General features: G+C 58.7%; 13 protein-coding genes and 1 tRNA gene. 6 read left to right on the top strand and 8 right to left on the bottom strand.

Annotated elements, in window-relative coordinates:
• Positions 1-28: 28 nt before the first annotated feature.
• Positions 29-961 (top strand): diguanylate cyclase domain-containing protein, encoded by a 933-nt coding sequence (locus K0B93_RS15515; RefSeq protein WP_219868185.1) that lies wholly within the window; start codon positions 29-31, stop codon positions 959-961.
• On the opposite strand, the gene K0B93_RS15510 is transcribed toward K0B93_RS15515, so the two are convergent.
• From K0B93_RS15510 to K0B93_RS15500, 3 genes are all read right to left on the bottom strand, one after another.
• Positions 958-1,677, bottom strand: coding sequence for a Crp/Fnr family transcriptional regulator (locus tag K0B93_RS15510; RefSeq protein ID WP_219868184.1), 720 nt, complete (start codon positions 1,675-1,677; stop codon positions 958-960). The genes K0B93_RS15515 and K0B93_RS15510 overlap by 4 nt on opposite strands.
• A 333-nt stretch (positions 1,678-2,010) precedes the next feature.
• Complete coding sequence (locus K0B93_RS19480) at positions 2,011-2,253, bottom strand: inovirus-type Gp2 protein (protein WP_219868183.1); 243 nt, start codon at positions 2,251-2,253, stop codon at positions 2,011-2,013.
• Between the two features lie 141 nt (positions 2,254-2,394).
• Positions 2,395-2,471 (bottom strand) — tRNA-Arg (locus tag K0B93_RS15500).
• 87 nt (positions 2,472-2,558) lie between these two features.
• Between K0B93_RS15500 and K0B93_RS15495 the strand changes: the two genes are divergently transcribed.
• Both K0B93_RS15495 and K0B93_RS15490 read left to right on the top strand, forming a co-directional pair.
• The gene (locus K0B93_RS15495) at positions 2,559-3,260 is read left to right on the top strand and encodes a TIGR04283 family arsenosugar biosynthesis glycosyltransferase (RefSeq protein WP_219868182.1); all 702 of its coding nucleotides are present in this window, start codon (positions 2,559-2,561) and stop codon (positions 3,258-3,260) included.
• A complete protein-coding gene (locus K0B93_RS15490; RefSeq protein ID WP_219868181.1) occupies positions 3,253-3,891 on the top strand; it encodes a TIGR04282 family arsenosugar biosynthesis glycosyltransferase in 639 nt (212 codons plus the stop codon). Before K0B93_RS15495 ends, K0B93_RS15490 begins: the two co-directional genes overlap by 8 nt.
• Position 3,892: 1 nt before the next feature.
• Here the strand turns inward: K0B93_RS15490 and K0B93_RS15485 are convergent, their stop codons facing one another.
• The gene (locus K0B93_RS15485; RefSeq protein ID WP_219868180.1) at positions 3,893-6,745 is read right to left on the bottom strand and encodes an insulinase family protein; all 2,853 of its coding nucleotides are present in this window, start codon (positions 6,743-6,745) and stop codon (positions 3,893-3,895) included.
• Positions 6,746-6,780: 35 nt separating this feature from the next.
• Positions 6,781-7,080 carry a hypothetical protein gene (locus K0B93_RS15480; protein ID WP_219868179.1) on the bottom strand — a complete coding sequence of 100 codons (300 nt, stop codon included), beginning with the start codon at positions 7,078-7,080 and terminating at the stop codon, positions 6,781-6,783.
• A 387-nt stretch (positions 7,081-7,467) separates the two neighbouring features.
• On the opposite strand from K0B93_RS15480, the gene K0B93_RS15475 reads away from it, so the two are divergent.
• Complete coding sequence (locus tag K0B93_RS15475; RefSeq protein ID WP_219868178.1) at positions 7,468-9,453, top strand: SDR family oxidoreductase; 1,986 nt, start codon at positions 7,468-7,470, stop codon at positions 9,451-9,453.
• 54 nt (positions 9,454-9,507) lie between these two features.
• Here the strand turns inward: K0B93_RS15475 and rnt are convergent, their stop codons facing one another.
• Positions 9,508-10,161, bottom strand: coding sequence for a ribonuclease T (gene rnt / locus K0B93_RS15470; protein ID WP_219868177.1), 654 nt, complete (start codon positions 10,159-10,161; stop codon positions 9,508-9,510).
• 41 nt (positions 10,162-10,202) lie between these two features.
• The gene (gene pyrC, locus K0B93_RS15465) at positions 10,203-11,234 is read right to left on the bottom strand and encodes a dihydroorotase (protein ID WP_219868176.1); all 1,032 of its coding nucleotides are present in this window, start codon (positions 11,232-11,234) and stop codon (positions 10,203-10,205) included.
• 200 nt (positions 11,235-11,434) lie between these two features.
• On the opposite strand from pyrC, the gene K0B93_RS15460 reads away from it, so the two are divergent.
• The gene (locus K0B93_RS15460) at positions 11,435-12,310 is read left to right on the top strand and encodes a flagellar protein MotY (protein ID WP_228743585.1); all 876 of its coding nucleotides are present in this window, start codon (positions 11,435-11,437) and stop codon (positions 12,308-12,310) included.
• Positions 12,311-12,317: 7 nt separating this feature from the next.
• Here K0B93_RS15460 and K0B93_RS15455 read toward each other — a convergent pair whose 3' ends face one another.
• A complete protein-coding gene (locus K0B93_RS15455; RefSeq protein WP_219868174.1) occupies positions 12,318-13,244 on the bottom strand; it encodes a histone deacetylase family protein in 927 nt (308 codons plus the stop codon).
• A gap of 210 nt (positions 13,245-13,454) precedes the next feature.
• Here K0B93_RS15455 and K0B93_RS15450 point away from each other — a divergent pair, with 210 nt between their 5' ends.
• Complete coding sequence (locus tag K0B93_RS15450; protein WP_219868173.1) at positions 13,455-16,199, top strand: GNAT family N-acetyltransferase; 2,745 nt, start codon at positions 13,455-13,457, stop codon at positions 16,197-16,199.

Below are 16,199 nucleotides of genomic sequence, written 5' to 3'. Positions count from 1 at the left end.
GCCGACGAGGAATGGCCAACGGAAGCGCTTGAAGCCTAAATCCACAAGGAATAAGACGGATGTCAGGGATGAGACTGCGCTGGCTTACGCCATGCTGGACTTTGTTGGCGATGGGGTGATGGCAACGGATACCTGCGCGAATATTACCTACATGAACACGGCGGCGGAGACTCTGACTGGCTTCAGCCGACAGGAAGCGCTGGGCCGACCACTGGAAGAGGTCTTCCGGGTGATTGACGTAACCACTCGCGTGACGAGGGCCAACCTGGCGCAACATGTCCTGGAAATCGGCACACCCGTTGAGCTACATAACAGTGCCCTTTTGAAAGCGAGGGACGGTCGTGAGCTGGCCATTGAAGATGCCGCATCACCATTGCGCAATGCAAAAGGTGAAATCACCGGCGCTCTGGTCAAATTCCACGATGCCCGCTTTTCGGCGGAAACAACCGCCAGAATGGCTTATTTGGCGCAGCACGATTCACTGACCGGCCTGCTCAACCGTTATGCGTTTGAAGAGCGTTTCAAGCAGGCCGCTGCATTGGCCCAACGACATGAAAAGAAAATGGTGATGTTGTTCATTGATCTCAATAACTTCAAGGAAGTGAACGATACACTGGGCCATGCCGTTGGCGACGAAATTTTACAGGCGCTGGGCCCGAGGCTGTTGGGCTGTGTGCGCGCGACGGATCACGTATGCCGTCACGGCGGTGACGAATTTGTGGTGCTACTAAGCGACCTTGCAGAACATGAACAGGCGTTTGCGGTGGTCGATAAAGTACGGGAAACCGCCGCTGAACTACTGCGACAGCAAGGTCACTGGGCGACGCTTACGGTTAGCGTGGGTATCAGCCTGTTTCCAAACGACGGCGAAACTCTGGAGGCTTTATTGCCCCACGCGGATGCGGCCATGTATCGGGTCAAGACGGAAGCAAAGCGAGGGTTGCGGGATCTTAAGCCTTAAATCCCTAAACCTCTGGATTCAAGGCGTTCATTCTCCCGTCTGACAACGGCGTAGCATTCGCAACTGAGGGATTCCAGTTTCGGGCGGTCGATCACGGTGATCCGGCCGCGCTGATATTCAATCACCCCCAGTTTCTGCAGCTTGCCTGCCGCTTCGGTGACGCCCTCACGGCGTACACCCAGCATATTGGCAATCAGCTCCTGGGTCATATTGAGTTGATTGTTGCCGAGCCGGTCCAGTGACAACAACAACCAGCGACACAACTGCTGGTCGATGGAGTGATGGCGGTTGCAGACTGCAGTCTGCGACATCTGGGTGATCAAGGCCTGTGTAAAGCGCAGGGTGATAATGCGGATCTCGGAGTGGTTGTTGAACTCTTTTTTCAGGTCAGCGGCGGGCAACCGGTAGGCGTGGCCGTGGCTCTGCACAATAAACCGGTTGGGCGTGCTTTCCCCCCCCATGATAACGGCGACACCGGCCATGCCTTCGTTGCCGACCACCGAGATTTCGGCGGAAGAACCGTTCACCATCACGTAGAGCAGTGAAATAATGCAGTCTACGGGGAAATAGACGTATTCAATGGATTGGCCGGATTCGTAAATCACGTCCCCGAGGGACAGTTCGGCCAGTTTCAGTTTCGGGAAAATACGCTTGCGGGCATCATCAGACAGCGCGGCAAGAAGCTTGTTTTGCAGTTGGTCGGGTGGGTAAGTCATTTGAATCCTTTCCAGAGCACGATGGTTAGCGAGAACCCTAGCTGTCTGGCGACTGCATTAAATACCGGACGCTATAACTTGTGACCATCCAGGAAATCAGACGTCATGATTTTCTTGTTGATATTATCGGTCAGTTTTAAAGCAATATTCCTAACTTTACAATACGCTAAGCGTGAACGAAAAACATGAACTTTAATATGTTATTCACAGGAGAAACTTCCAAAGGAAGTAGGCCCAAGCGCGGATCGAAGATTGTTTATGTCACAGCTAGTTTTAGGCTGCCGCTGGAAGGCCAGCCACAAACGGCAAAGTATCTTGAACAAGAATTTGCCGTCAATTTCGCCGCGCTTGGGTTATGTCCTCCTGGCACTGATGACCGCCAAAGAAGAAGATGAAGTGGTAATGGAAGCCCTTCTTGGGTTGCCATTCCAGTTTCCAGGCGTCGCCCAACAGATGATTGAACATGGAGTCGGTGTTAGAGGCGAGGCAAAGTTGTTCCCTGTGGTAACGGGCCGTCTCATAGTTAACGTAGGGGCTGTCAAACTCGCCATAACCCAGGTCTACCCGAACGACCATCAGTCGGCTGTGGCATCTAAAGAGGGCCTCCATAAGCTAGCAGAGACGCTTGTAATTGTTGAGGCTGTTACGCCGGTTTCCGGTAAAAGGTTTTAAAATCAATCGGGTAATGGTGGTTGGGGATCGATGCGGAAGGGTAGTTGGTACCCCCGGCAGGACTCGAACCTGCTACCTTCCCCTTAGGAGGGGGACGCTCTATCCAGATGAGCTACGGGGGCAATTTCTCAGGAAGGGCGGTATGATAGCGATCTGGAGCTGATGGCTCAAGGTGTTGTCCCGTTTCCACGGTTTTTCCGGAGTGAGCTTTGCCCGACCCCTTTTCCCTGAGTGTGATCGTGCCGGTGTGGAGAGAAGCCCCCGGCATTGAGAGTTCTCTGAAAGCCCTGGCCTCCATTCGCGAGGCCGGTCACCAAGTCATTGTTGTGGACGCGGGTAGCGAGGACGGTACGGCGGTGCTGGCTGGTCCCCTGTGTGATCGGGTCCTGGTCTCCGAGAGAGGGCGGGGCGCGCAGATGAACGCGGGCGCAGCGGCTGCCGGGGGCAATCTCTTGCTGTTCCTGCACGCCGACACCCGCCTGCCTGCCGATGCCGTCACGCAATTGGAAACCTTCATGACGAGCCGTTCTGCCTGGGGACGTTTTGATGTGCGGCTGAGCGGGCGGCGAGCGCTGTTCCGGGTGATTGCCTGGTTCATGAACCAACGGTCGCGCCTTACCGGCGTTTGTACCGGGGATCAGGCCATGTTTGTGCGGAGGGACGCGTTTGAGGCGCTTGGAGGGTTTCGGGCGCAGCCGCTGATGGAAGATGTCGAGTTCTCGAGGCGTCTGTGTCTTGTTTCCCGCCCTTACTGCATTCACTCACCGGTGATTACCGACAGCCGACGCTGGGAAAAGCTTGGCCCCTGGCGTACGATTTTCCTCATGTGGCGGTTGCGCTGGCGCTATTGGCGCGGTGAATCGCCGGAATCCCTGGCCCAGGCCTACCGCTCGGATGTTCGCAATGCCTGACAGTACCCCGGCAAGCGCCGTACTGATGCAATTTGCCAAATGGCCTGAGCAAGGTCGGGTCAAGACCCGACTGATGCCGGCCCTTGGGGCGGCCGGAGCACTCCGGGCCCACGTCACTCTCACGTTGGCAGTTCTCGATAACCTCTGTGCCACCGGGTACCCGGTGCAGTTCTGGTGGGATCGAGAGCTGGAGCGGGCGCCTGACGAAGCGGACATCATTGTGCGGAATCTTGAATGCGCCGGCCTGGAGCAGAAGGTTCAGCAGGGAGAAACCCTTGGCGACAGGATGCAGGCGGCCTTGCGCGAGTCGCTGCAGCACTATTCGCGTGCCGTGGTGATCGGCAGTGACTGCCCCTCGGTGGATCCCCAGTACGTTCGCCATGCCATTGATCGGCTTTCCGAGTTTGACGTGGTTCTCGGGCCCTCTGACGACGGGGGCTATGTCCTGATCGGGGCGAGCCGGGTGGTGCCCGGCATGCTGGATGACATTGAGTGGGGGACCGAAAACGTCCTGATTCAGACCCTGGCCCGTATGGAGAAATCGGGGCTCCGCGTCAGTCTGCTGGAACCCCGGTGGGACGTGGACGAGCCGGAAGACTGGGCGCGTTTTCAGCGCCTGCCTGAGGCCTAGGTCAGGTCGCCGGGACTGGCGGCCTCGCCATTAAATGGGTCAGCGCGCTATCGGCGTTCAAGCCATCCTCGCCAGTCACCACGCGAAGTGCCTGTTCACGGTCCAGGACCGCCTTTCTGAACGTTTCCAGCAGTGCCTGTCGGCTCACGCCCTTGACCGCATTGGCCAGTTGTTCCCGGGAATCGAAGTCGGTCGCGTTGCGATCAATCTCCCGCCAGTATCGACTCGAAATATCGCCGAGCTGCCGGTCCCGCTCAAGTAGTTTGCTGATTACCGCCTGCTTTTCACGATTCAGGCCGGCCTCATCGAGGCTGGCCAGTTGCGCCTCAAAATCCGCTGAGAACTGACGAACGGCCTGGTCAATCTGCTCCGGGCTGGCGCCCGGGGATTGAATCACGAAACCGAGAGCCGGGGTTTCCAGTATCTCAAACGGCGTCGCGTAGACGATGTAACCCAGCTGCCGGGTTGTGCGGATGTTTTCGTAGAAGGGGCTGCTGATGATTTGCGCCAGTAGCCGGAAGCGGGCCCGCTCGTCAAAGCCGGTATTGTCGCCCTGCATGTACAGGGTGTAGCCGGTATCCGGATGATTGACGTCCAGGGACACCTGGGTTTCGTCCGGCGGCAACTGGCGTACCCGGCTGCGGTCGACGTCGGCAAAGCTGCTGTCATCAAGCACAATGGCCCGGATCTGCTGGGCCAGGTTGAGGGCGTAGGCGCGGCTGAGATTGCCGTGGGCCAGCATGACCGGATCCACTTCTGAAAGCAGCGCCTTGGAGAACGATTTCAGTTCATCCAGGGTGACCTGTTGCGACGCCGAAAGCTTGTCGTCCGTACTCCAGGCGCCCTCGATCAGGGCGGTCTGGATGAACTCGGACGTCTGTTCCACCGGCGGGTTCTTGGCCTTGTTCTTGAGGCTGTCGACCAGGTTCTGGCGGGCGATGTCGAACCGCTGTTGCGTCAGGTCCGGTTCCGCGACCTGCATCAGGATTCGGTTAATCAAGGTGTGCAGCTTGTCGCTGTAACCGCCCACCCGAACGGTTATGCCCCGGAGGTGTGGATAAATGCTGTAATCCAGACCGGCAAGGCGTGCCGAGTAGGCCCAGGCATTCAGATTGGTATTTACCGCATCCACCAGCAACTGGGTCAGGACGCTGCTGCGGGCAGAGACCCGTGCGGCGGGTGTGCGAAGGCTGATGAACACGTTCGCTTTGGGAGTGTCGAACCGGGTATCCCGGGCAAACCAGATTTCCAGGCCGTCCTGGCTACCCAGCAGGGTGGGCTGCTCCATGGTTGAACCCGCGACCATCGCAAGTTCTTCCGGAACAAAGGGGTTGGGTTGGGGCAGCTTGAGCTGCGCCGCCAGTTCCGGCAACGAGCTGCGCGTCAGGTTTTCCGGATCAAGTGCTTCCCATTGCCATTCCGCTCCGTACCACCGGGTTTGTTCCGGATTCTTGAGCGCCGGCTCCGGCGCCAGAACGAATGCCATCAGGTTGTCCGGGGTGAGGTGGTCCAGGATGGTCTGGTATTGCTCCGGCGCGTAGCGCTCCAGCAGCCAGGGCGCACTGAGAATGTCCTCGGCCGGGTAGTGTTGGAGCTGACTGGCAAGAGCCATGGCTTCATGCACCGGTTCGCCCTGCTCACGGAAACGAAAATCAATGCGGGCCAATTGCTGCATTTCCCTGAAGCGCTGTTCCGTGATGCCATTGCTCCGGATTTTGTCGATGTAGGCGAACACCAGCGGCAGGATGTCATCCTGGCGGCGCAGACCCTCCGGCGTCAGGGACATGCTGATGTCCAGCATGGCGCCTTCACCCGTGTCCATGCCCACGCCGGCTGAGAGGCTCTCCACAAGGCCAGCCCGTTTGAGGACGTCAAACAAACTGCCGGGGCCCTCGTGGCCCAGCAGATTGGCAATGTAACTCGCCGGCTTGGTGTGGTAGTTGTCCTCCTGGGAGGGAATCGGGAAGGAGAGGGTCAGTCTGCGCACGTCCTTGATGGCATCCGCGGTGACCTTTCCCGGCAGTTTGTCGTCCTGGTAAAAAGCAGCCGGATGCGTTTTGGCTTCCAGCTGGCGGTTCTCAATGGCGCCAAAGCGGCTTTGAACCATCTGCTCGAGGGCGTCCAGGGGCTGGGGGCCGTAAACCGCGAGCGTCATCAGGTTGGCCGAATAACGATCTTTCCAGAACTGGATGAGATCGGGCCGGAGCGGGTTTTCGTCAGTGTTCTCCAGGGTGCTGAGATTGCCCACCGCAAACTGGTTGAACGCATGCTCCGGATTGCTGGCCGCTTTCTTCACCGAATAGAAGCGACGGCCGTCTTCCTTCTGCTTGGAGCTGAACTCCGAGTGCACCGCGTTACGTTCCCGGTCGACCAGCTCGGCGGTAAACAGCGGGGCGGCAAACTGTTCGGCGAACCGGTCCAGCGCCGGCTCAAGGTAGGGCGCTTCGACATCGAAGAAATAGTTGGTGTCCTGAAACGCCGTGTAGGCGTTGTGGCTGCCGCCGTGGCTCTTGATGAATTGCTGGTACTCGCCGGGCTCAGGGTATTTTTCGGTTCCCAGGAACAACATGTGCTCGAGGAAATGCGCGAGGCCCTCCCGGCCGGCAGGATCATCGCCGCTACCCACTGCAACGTTCATCGAGGCCGCTGCCTTGTCGGCGTCGCTGTCGGATACCAGGATTGCCCGGAGCCCGTTGTCCAGCTCGATGAAGCGGTAGTCATTGTCATCAGCGGGGCTCTTGACCGGCGGCTGTGCTGCAAGGGCCAGAGTGCTGCTCAACAGCAGCACGAGCATTGCCAATGTGCTGGCGATAGTCAGGCGTACAGGGGCGTTCCGGGGGGTACCAGTGCTCATAGGGCCTCGTTCATCCATTGACAGTTTGGGGGTTATCAGTGCATCAGCGAGTTGCGGGTACTTTCAGGTTGCTGCTCCAGCGTCTTGCGGGCCAGGTCCACCGCTTTATCGGCCTCCATCTGCCCGGAGGCAATGCGCTCCAATACCGTTGCCATGATGGCGACCGATTGCCGGTAATCGGCAAATTCTGCCTGGAACGCCGAATCGATTGCCTCGTAGACGGCCTGGATTTTTTCCTCACGGCTGCCGGATGCTTCGGCAGTGTCGTTGATGGCCTTGAGGCAGGCGCGGGCAATGGTGATATAGCGTTCGGTGTTCGGGTTGTCTTTCGGCATGGTGTGGCTTCCGCAAATCCAGAATTTCTGTGAACAATGATGACGCCGGAAGGCGCAATAAGTTCCTGATTATGTCATTGCTTGCGTGGCGTTTCATTGCTTTCCAGTAATCGAATGAGAGGGCAGGCACAGGCCAATTCCTGTGCTAGTCTCAAAATCATTGTGTCGACATACGGGACAGGCGTCCGGGTGCGGGTTGCGCCCCGAGTTAGAGTATTAGCTCTATTAAAAACAAGAGGTTACAGAGTAAAAGCTCTAAAAAAGTTCGATACATGAGGGTTGCAATTAAGTACAATGCCGTCGTTTCCGGAAGACTCTACGACTTTAGTCTAAATGGGTGCCGGCATGGACAGACAACAAATGAGCAACAAGCAGGGTGGATAATTGATGAACTATTTCCTGACGGGTGGCACCGGATTTATTGGCCGTTTTCTCGTGGAAAAACTGCTGGCGCGTGGCGGCACGGTATACGTGCTGGTGCGTGAGCAGTCCCAGGGTAAACTGGAATTGCTGAGGGAGCGCTGGGGTGCAGACGAGTCCCAGGTCAAGGCAGTGATTGGCGACCTGACCAGTAAGAATCTTGGTATCGACGCCAAGACCATGAAGGCCCTTGAGGGCAATATTGATCATTTCTTCCACCTGGCGGCCGTCTACGACATGGGCGCCGACGAGGAAGCCCAGCAGGCAACCAACATCGAAGGCACGCGCGCCGCCGTGAATGCGGCGGAAGCCATGGGTGCCAAGCATTTCCATCACGTGTCCTCCATTGCTGCGGCGGGCCTGTTCAAAGGCACGTTCCGCGAGGACATGTTCGAGGAAGCGGAAAAGCTGGATCACCCGTACCTGCTGACCAAGCACGAGTCTGAAAAGGTTGTACGCGAGGAGTGCAAGGTACCGTTCCGCATCTACCGTCCGGGCATGGTCATTGGCCACTCCAAGACCGGCGAAATGGACAAGGTCGACGGACCCTATTACTTCTTCAAGATGATCCAGAAGATCCGCCGCGCTCTGCCCCAGTGGGTGCCGACCATCGGCATCGAGGGTGGTCGCCTGAACATCGTGCCGGTGGATTTCGTCGTGAACGCAATGGATCACATTGCCCATCTCGATGGCGAGGACGGCAACTGCTTCCATCTCGTGGATTCCGATCCGTACAAGGTCGGTGAAATCCTCAACATCTTCTCCGAGGCCGGTCATGCGCCCAAGATGGGCATGCGTATTGACTCCCGCATGTTCGGTTTCATCCCGCCGTTCATTCGCCAGAGCCTGAAGAACCTGCCTCCGGTGAAACGATTGACCAGCGCTGTCCTTGACGACATGGGCATTCCGCCGTCGGTTATGTCGTTCGTGAATTACCCGACCCGGTTTGACGCCCGTGAAACCGAGCGCGTTCTCAAGGACACCGGCATCGAAGTGCCACGGCTCACCGATTATTCCGCGGTAATCTGGGACTACTGGGAGCGCAACCTGGACCCGGACCTGTTCAAGGACCGAACCCTGCGCGGAACTGTCGAAGGCCGCGTGTGCGTCGTGACCGGCGCAACCTCGGGCATCGGTCTGGCGACTGCGCAGAAGCTGGCGGATGCCGGAGCCATTCTGGTCATTGGTGCCCGTAAGCCGGAGCGCCTGAAGGAAGTGGCAGCGGAGCTGGAATCCCGGGGGGCCAGCGTGCATGCCTACCAGTGCGATTTCTCCGACATGGAAGACGCTGACCGCTTCGTGGAGACGGTTCTGGACAACCACGGTCAGGTGGATGTGCTGGTGAACAATGCCGGTCGCTCAATCCGACGTTCCCTGGATCTGTCGTTTGACCGTTTCCACGATTTTGAACGCACCATGCAGCTGAACTACTTCGGCTCAGTGCGCCTGATCATGGGTTTTGCACCGAAAATGCTGGAGAACCGTCGTGGCCACGTGATCAACATTTCCTCCATCGGTGTGCTGACCAACGCGCCGCGATTCTCTGCCTACGTGGCATCCAAGTCGGCACTGGACGCGTTCAGTCGCTGTGCGGCGGCCGAGTGGTCGGATCGCAATGTGACCTTCACCACCATCAACATGCCGCTGGTGAAGACGCCCATGATTGCGCCGACCAAAATCTACGATTCGGTGCCAACGCTGACGCCGGAGGAAGCCGCCGACATGGTTGCCGAAGCCATCGTCTATCGTCCGAAGCGCATCGCGACCCGACTGGGCATCTTTGCGCAGGTGTTGCATGCCCTGGCACCGAAGATGGGCGAGATCGTGATGAACACCGGCTACCGCATGTTCCCGGATTCGCCGGCAGCAGCGGGCAGCCGGTCCGGCCAGAGGCCCAAGGTGTCCAGCGAGCAGGTGGCGTTCGCGGCCATCATGCGGGGCATCTACTGGTAAGTGGTCGCTCCGTGAGATCAAAAAACCCCGCCTCGGCGGGGTTTTTTGTGTCGGTCATTCGGCCTCTTCAATCAACGGCGGGGGGAAACCGCCCAGATCCTTCCAGCGATTTACTATCCCGCAGAACAGGTCCGCCGTTTTCTCCGCATCATAGGCGGCAGAGTGCGCTTCCTTGTTGTTGAACGGAATACCGGCCAGTTTGCAGGCCTGGGCCAGAACCGTGTGGCCGTAGGCGAGTCCCGCCAGTGTGGCGGTGTCAAACGTGGAAAACGGGTGGAACGGATTGCGCTTGATGTCGGCTCTCATCGCAGCGGCAAACACGAAGTTGTGATCGAACGTGGCGTTGTGGCCAACCAGCACCGCGCGCTTGCAGTCGAAGGCTTTCACCGCTTTACGAATCGGGGTAAAGATTTCGCTCAGGCCTTCCCGTTCGGGGACCGCTTCCCGCTCCGGATTCCAGGGGTCAATGCCGGTGAAGTCCAGCGCCGATTGTTCGAGGTTTGCGCCCTCGAACGGATCAATCTGTTGCACGTGGGTCTCCCCGCGCAGAAGGTAGCCGTTCTCGTCCATGGTCAGCAGCACCGCGGCCACTTCCAGCAAGGCGTCCCGCTCCGGATTGAAACCGGCGGTTTCCACGTCAACGACGACGGGCAGAAAACCGCGAAAGCGGCGGGACATGGGATGCGGTTCTTTGTTTTCGTCAGTCACTCAAACTCCGGTCATGGCCGTGTGATGAAAAGTCAGGATGTTTACGCCAGGCGCCAGTTCACGGTTTCACCCGCTTTCAGTGGCACGATGTTGCCGTCTGCCAGAGGCAGTTGCTCCGGCATGGTCCAGGGGTCCCGCACCAGGGTAATGGTGTCCGTGTTTCTCGGCAGACCGTAGAAGTCCGCGCCGTTAACGCTGGCGAACGCCTCCAGTTTGTCCAGAATGCCCAGTTCCTCGAAGATCTCTGCATACAGGCCGATGGCGCCATAAGCAGAGTAGCAGCCAGCGCAGCCGCACGCGGCTTCCTTGCGGTCCTTGGCGTGGGGCGCAGAATCGGTGCCCAGGAAGAAACGTGGATTACCACTTGCAACGGCATCGCGCAGGGCCTGCTGGTGACGGTTGCGCTTAAGTATAGGCAGGCAGTAGAGATGCGGGCGAATGCCGCCAACCAGCATGTGATTGCGGTTATACATCAGGTGCTGTGGCGTCAGTGTGGCGGCCAGATTGTTGCCGGCGTACTGCTGAACAAATTTCGCCGAATCCGCCGTGGTGATATGTTCCAGAACCACCTTGAGGTTCGGAAAGTCGTCCATGGTCGGAGCGAGTACCCGTTCGAGGAACACTTTCTCGCGATCGAAAATATCAATGTCAGCATCGGTCACCTCACCGTGAACCAGCAGCAGCATGCCGCATTCGGCCATGGCTTCCAGCACCGGGTAGATATTGCGAATGTCTTTTACACCCGATGCGGAGTTGGTGGTGGCGCCGGCCGGGTAGAGTTTGGCGGCAACCACTCCGGCTGCCTTCGCGTCGCGAACGGTCTCTGCGGTGGTGCTCTCGGTGAGGTAAAGCGTCATCAGGGGCTGGAATTCCGTGCCCTTGGCGGCATCCAGAATGCGGTCCCGGTAGGCCAGGGCGTCTGCGGTAGTGGTTACCGGCGGAACCAGGTTGGGCATGATGATCGCGCGCCCGAAACACGCGGCGGTGGCCGGAACGACATCCTTTAGGACATCGCCGTCACGCACGTGCAGGTGCCAGTCGTCCGGACGGGTGAGAGTGATCTGATCGGTCATGGGAGGTTTCCGCAGTTCCATAGGTGGGCCATGGCCCTGAAAAATTTTGCGAATTATACCAGAAGGGGAGAGTGTTTGTTTTTGTATCCGACCCTAAAGAAGATGGGGGCCGGGCCGTTAACCGGGGAAACCACTGAATCAGTTGAGCACGTTGGTAATCCGCTATGGCATCCAGCTTACGAACATTCTCTCTTGGCCTGATGGGCGCCCTCGCGCTGGGTCTGGCCGGACCGTCAGGTGCTTCCAGCTACGGTGCGGGCATCGAGAACAGCCAGTGGTATCTGGCAGAATCGGTGTTCGAATGTTCGCTGGTGCATGAAGTTCCGGGGTACGGCAAAGCCGTGTTCCGGCACCGGGCCGGTGAAAGGCTCACATTCTTTCTTGAGTCGGAATCGCCGCTGATGCGGCCGGGCCGTGGTGATCTGGTGGTTGAGGCCCCGGCGTGGCGCCCGGGTGTGGCCCCCAGACCCCTGGGCAAGGTCACGGTCTCGGACGGAAACCGGCCGGTGCTGCTGGAAACCCGCCAGGCCATGGTGCTGGTTCAGGGTCTGCTTGAGGGCCTGCGCCCGACGGTCACCCGGGAATCATGGTTTGATAGTCGGCCGGTGCGGGTTCAGGTGTCGAACGTGAATTTCGCCGGACAGTTCCAGAGCTACCGGGCCTGCACGGCCAACCTGTTGCCGGTCAACTACGACCAGGTTCGACGCTCCCGCATTCCCTTTGCCAGTGGCAGTACCAGCCTGTCTGAGGCCGATCGCCAACTGCTCAATAACCTGGTGACCTACGTGCTGGCCGATTCAACCGTTGAGCGGATTTTCGTGGACGGACACAGCGATCGTCTGGGCAGTCGCATCGACAACCGGGCGCTGTCCGAGGAACGGGCAAACGTGGTGGCTGACTATCTCAAGGCGCAAGGAGTTTCCGAGGATATGATTACCGTGCGGGCTCATGGCGACCAATACCCGGTTTCACGCCGGCCCTCCGATAACCGTCGCACCAACATACGGTTGCAGCGTGAGGGTGAGCGCCCGGAATTCCAGCAGGCCAATGGCTACGGTGGCGACTCCGCCGGATGAGTCCGGTTCAGTAGACGGAGTTCAGTACTTCAAGATGAGCCGTCACACTCTCGCCCAGGGCCTTCAGGCTGTAGCCCCCCTCCAGCGTTGAAATGATCCGGTCATTGGCGTGGTCACTGGCTACGCTGACAATCATTTCCGTTAACCAGCGATAGTCATCCACTTCGAGATTCAGTTCGGCCATCGGGTCCAGCCGGTGGCCATCGAACCCGGCCGAGATCAGGATAACCTGAGGTTTGAAGTCCTGCAGTTTCTTGACCCAGGCCGACTCGACAGCCTTGCGGTATTCAATCGCGGCGCAGCCCGCTTCAATCGGTGCGTTGATAATGTTTGGCGCTTGCCGGTGCACGTGCGAGTGTGGATAGAACGGGTGCTGAAAGCTGGAGCACATGAGAATGCGCTCATCCCCTCCGACGATATCCACCGTGCCATTGCCCTGGTGCACGTCAAAATCAATGATGGCCACCCGATCCAGCTGATGGAAGGTAAGGGCGCGCATCGCGGCCAGGGCCACGTTGTTGTAGAAGCAGAAACCCATGGATTTGCTGCGTTCGGCGTGATGACCCGGGGGACGAGCGCAGACAAAGGCGTTGGTAACCTGGCTGCTCATGACCATGTCCACGGCCTGGATGTTCGCGCCGGCGGCGAGGCGGGCGGCCCGCAGGGTGTCCGGCATCATGGCGGTATCGGGATCGGTGAATACCCGGCCCCGGGTCGGTTGCATCAAGTCGAGCTGGTGCAGGTACTTTTCGGGATGAACGGTCAGCAGCTGGTCACGGGTGATTTCTTCGGGGCGGACCCAGTCGAGGTCCTGCTCAAGATTGGTTTCTGCGATGTGACTGAGGATGGCTGTGATGCGCTCAGGGCATTCCGGGTGTTCCGGGCCCATGTTGTGTTTCATAAAGTCATCATGAGAAAAAAATGCCGTGGTCATACGCCTCTGAACGCCCTGAATCTGCTTTTGTTTTCATCAATGTTATCAGGGAACAATCCCGGCTGCCGTGTTTCTTTGGTCGTAATGGCAGCGATAGTCGTTTTACATCAATTAATCTCCACCTAAGATAAGATGTACACTCATAAGTGACCTGATTTAGTTACATTATCACCTGCGCGGCCTCGGGGGCGGCGTCCAAGGAGAGCCAGCTTGAGCACCCGATATCTGGAAAGTCTGTTTAATCCCGACTCCATTGTGGTTGTCGGTGCGTCTGAGCGGGCGGACAGTCTCGGCGGTATGGTGTTGCGGAATCTGATGGGCGGTGGCTACCCGGGTAAGCTGTTGGTGGTAAACCAGAACGATTATGACAATGTGCACGGGGTCCCCTGCGTCAGAAAAGTCTCCAAGATGGATTTCTCGCCGGATCTCGCCATTGTCTGTACGCCCCCGGACACCGTTGCCAAGACCATCAAGCGGCTGGGAGAGGCGGGTGTCCGTACCGCAATCGTGATGACCGGCGGTATGTCCCGGACCCACAGTAAAACCGGGCAACCGCTCATGTACTCGGTACGTGAAGCGGCCCGGGAGACCGGCATTCGGGTACTGGGCCCGAACACGATCGGGCTTATGGTGCCCGCCCGGAGCCTGAATGCCACCTACGCCCACATGGGGGCGATCCCGGGCCGGGTTGCGTTCGTTGGCCAATCCGGCACCATTGCCAGCTCCGTTATTGACTGGGCCTTTGCCCGGGGCGTGGGGTTCTCCTATTTCCTGACCCTCGGTGACGGCATGGACATCGATCACGACGACCTGATCGATTATCTGGCCCAGGACACCCAGACCCGGGCCATCCTGCTGCACATCGAAAACATCCCCAACCCGCGTCGCTTCATGTCTGCGGTGAGGGTGGCCTCCCGGACCAAGCCGGTGATCGCAGTGAAATCCGGTCGGGTACCGGAATCCGAATGGTTTCCCCATGAACTTCCGGACGGTCTGACCCGCAGCGATCCGATCTACGACGCCATGCTTCAGCGCGCCGGTGTGTTGAGGGTGGATGGTCTGGGCCAGATGTTCGATGCCCTTGAAACCCTCACGCGGATGCGGCCTTTGCGCCGGGAGACGCTGGCGATCATGGCCAATGGGGTAGGGCCGGGCGTGCTTGCGGTTGACCGCCTGGCGGACCTGGGCGGGGAGCTGGCGGAGTTGTCGGAGCAAAGCATCGACGCACTGGCGGAGTTGTTGCCGCCCTACTGGACCCGGCGCAACCCCATCGATCTCAACTATGACGCCTCACCGGAACTCTACGGTAAGGCGATCAGGATTCTTGCCAAGGATCCGGAAGTGGCCAACGTTCTGGTGATGTACGCGCCCAGTCTGACGGAAGACAGCCTGCAGATTGCCGATGCCGTGGTGCAGGCCTCCAAGGGCACGCGACTGAATGTGTTTACCTGTTGGCTTGGCCAAAGCACGGTCATGGACTCCCGGGAAGAGTTTTACCGGGCCGGGTTACCGTCCTTCTTCAATCCGGAGAAGGCGGTCATGGCGTTCATGCAGCACGTGAAGCATCAACGAGTCCAGCGCCTGCTGACGGAGACTCCCGAGTCCTTCACCGATCATTTCGCCGATCGCAGCCACACCCGCCGCGTGGTGATGAAGGCCTTGCGCAACGGTCGCAAGCATCTGTCCAATCGGGAGGCCCGGGACCTGATCGAGGATTACGGCATCAGCACCATCGAAACCATGTACTGCGACGACATGGAAGAGGTACTGGAGGTCTTTGCGGTGGAACGGCGACCGGTTGATATCACCATCATCCACGAGCAGGGTTGTCACCCCTTCCTTGACCTCAGTCCGACCCAGCGCCGATACAAGGGCACAATCCAAAAACTGAACAGCGAGGCCGCCATCATGGATGGCTGTCGCTATCTGATGGAAGAGTACCAGTCGCATTTCCCGGAAAGCGGATTTCTGGGCTTCGCTGTGCAGCGTTCCTACCAGCACGTCGGCGGCATTGAGTTCAGCGTCGGCATCACCCGGGATCCGGTGTTTGGCCCGCTGGTGGTGTGCGGTGCGGCCGGCGCGCAGATCAATGTGATGACGGACCGCCAGATTGCGTTACCGCCCCTGAACATGGTGCTGGCGAGGGAACTGCTGCGCCGGACCTACATGTACAAGCTGCTGAAAGAGCACAGCCTGAAGCCGGAAGAGGATATTCGTGCGGTGTCCGAAACCCTGGTGACCCTGTCCCAGATTGTGATCGATATTCCCGAGATTCAGGGGCTGGAAATCTCGCCTCTGTTGTTCAACGAGCAGGGGGCTGTGGCCGTCAATATCGCCATCAACCTGGCCGAAAAACCGGGTAAACCGATCATTCAGCCATACCCGAGGGAACTGGAGGAGTGGATCGTACTGCCGAAGTCGGGGCGCCGGGTCATCATTCGCCCTGTGCTGGCCGAAGACGAACCTGCCCACCGGGCGTTCCACGAACTTCAGTCCCCGGAGTCCATTCGCTACCGTTTCTTCCAGTATCGCAAGCATTTTTCCCGCGAAGACGTCGCCCAGATGGTGCAAATCGATTACGACCGGGAGATGGTATTCATTGCGAATGCGCCGAGAGAAGACGGCGAAGGGGAAGAAACCCTGGGCACGGTGCGGACCTGGACCGACGCCGACAATCTGCAATGCGAGTTTGCAGTGATGGTGCATGACCGGATGAAAGGCGAGGGCCTGGGAGTGGCACTGATGCAGAAGATGATCGACTACTGCCGCAGCCGCGGAACTGTCGAGATGGTTGGTGATGTGCTGCCTGACAATCGGCCCATGCTGCAGTTGGCCGAGCATCTCGGATTCGAGATCAAGTACAACCCGGAAGAAGAGGTGATGGACCTGCGCCTGGTGCTCAACGAGCCGGAGAAAGACTGGCAGCGGGAACGACTGGGCAAGAGCGTCCACTAG

The sequence above is a fragment of the Marinobacter sp. F4218 genome (assembly GCF_019443085.1).
GTDB lineage: Bacteria > Pseudomonadota > Gammaproteobacteria > Pseudomonadales > Oleiphilaceae > Marinobacter > Marinobacter albus.
This window is presented reverse-complemented; position numbering and strand designations above follow the sequence as displayed.

Coding starts and splice junctions, on each gene's coding strand:
- K0B93_RS19480 (WP_219868183.1), bottom strand. CDS start 2,253: ATGGTCGTTCGGGTAGACCTGGGTTATGGCGAGTTTGACAGCCCCTAC.
- K0B93_RS15455 (WP_219868174.1), bottom strand. CDS start 13,244: ATGACCACGGCATTTTTTTCTCATGATGACTTTATGAAACACAACATG.
- pyrC (WP_219868176.1), bottom strand. CDS start 11,234: ATGACCGATCAGATCACTCTCACCCGTCCGGACGACTGGCACCTGCAC.
- K0B93_RS15510 (WP_219868184.1), bottom strand. CDS start 1,677: ATGACTTACCCACCCGACCAACTGCAAAACAAGCTTCTTGCCGCGCTG.
- K0B93_RS15480 (WP_219868179.1), bottom strand. CDS start 7,080: ATGCCGAAAGACAACCCGAACACCGAACGCTATATCACCATTGCCCGC.
- K0B93_RS15490 (WP_219868181.1), top strand. CDS start 3,253: ATGCCTGACAGTACCCCGGCAAGCGCCGTACTGATGCAATTTGCCAAA.
- K0B93_RS15460 (WP_228743585.1), top strand. CDS start 11,435: ATGGGCGCCCTCGCGCTGGGTCTGGCCGGACCGTCAGGTGCTTCCAGC.
- K0B93_RS15475 (WP_219868178.1), top strand. CDS start 7,468: ATGAACTATTTCCTGACGGGTGGCACCGGATTTATTGGCCGTTTTCTC.
- K0B93_RS15485 (WP_219868180.1), bottom strand. CDS start 6,745: ATGAGCACTGGTACCCCCCGGAACGCCCCTGTACGCCTGACTATCGCC.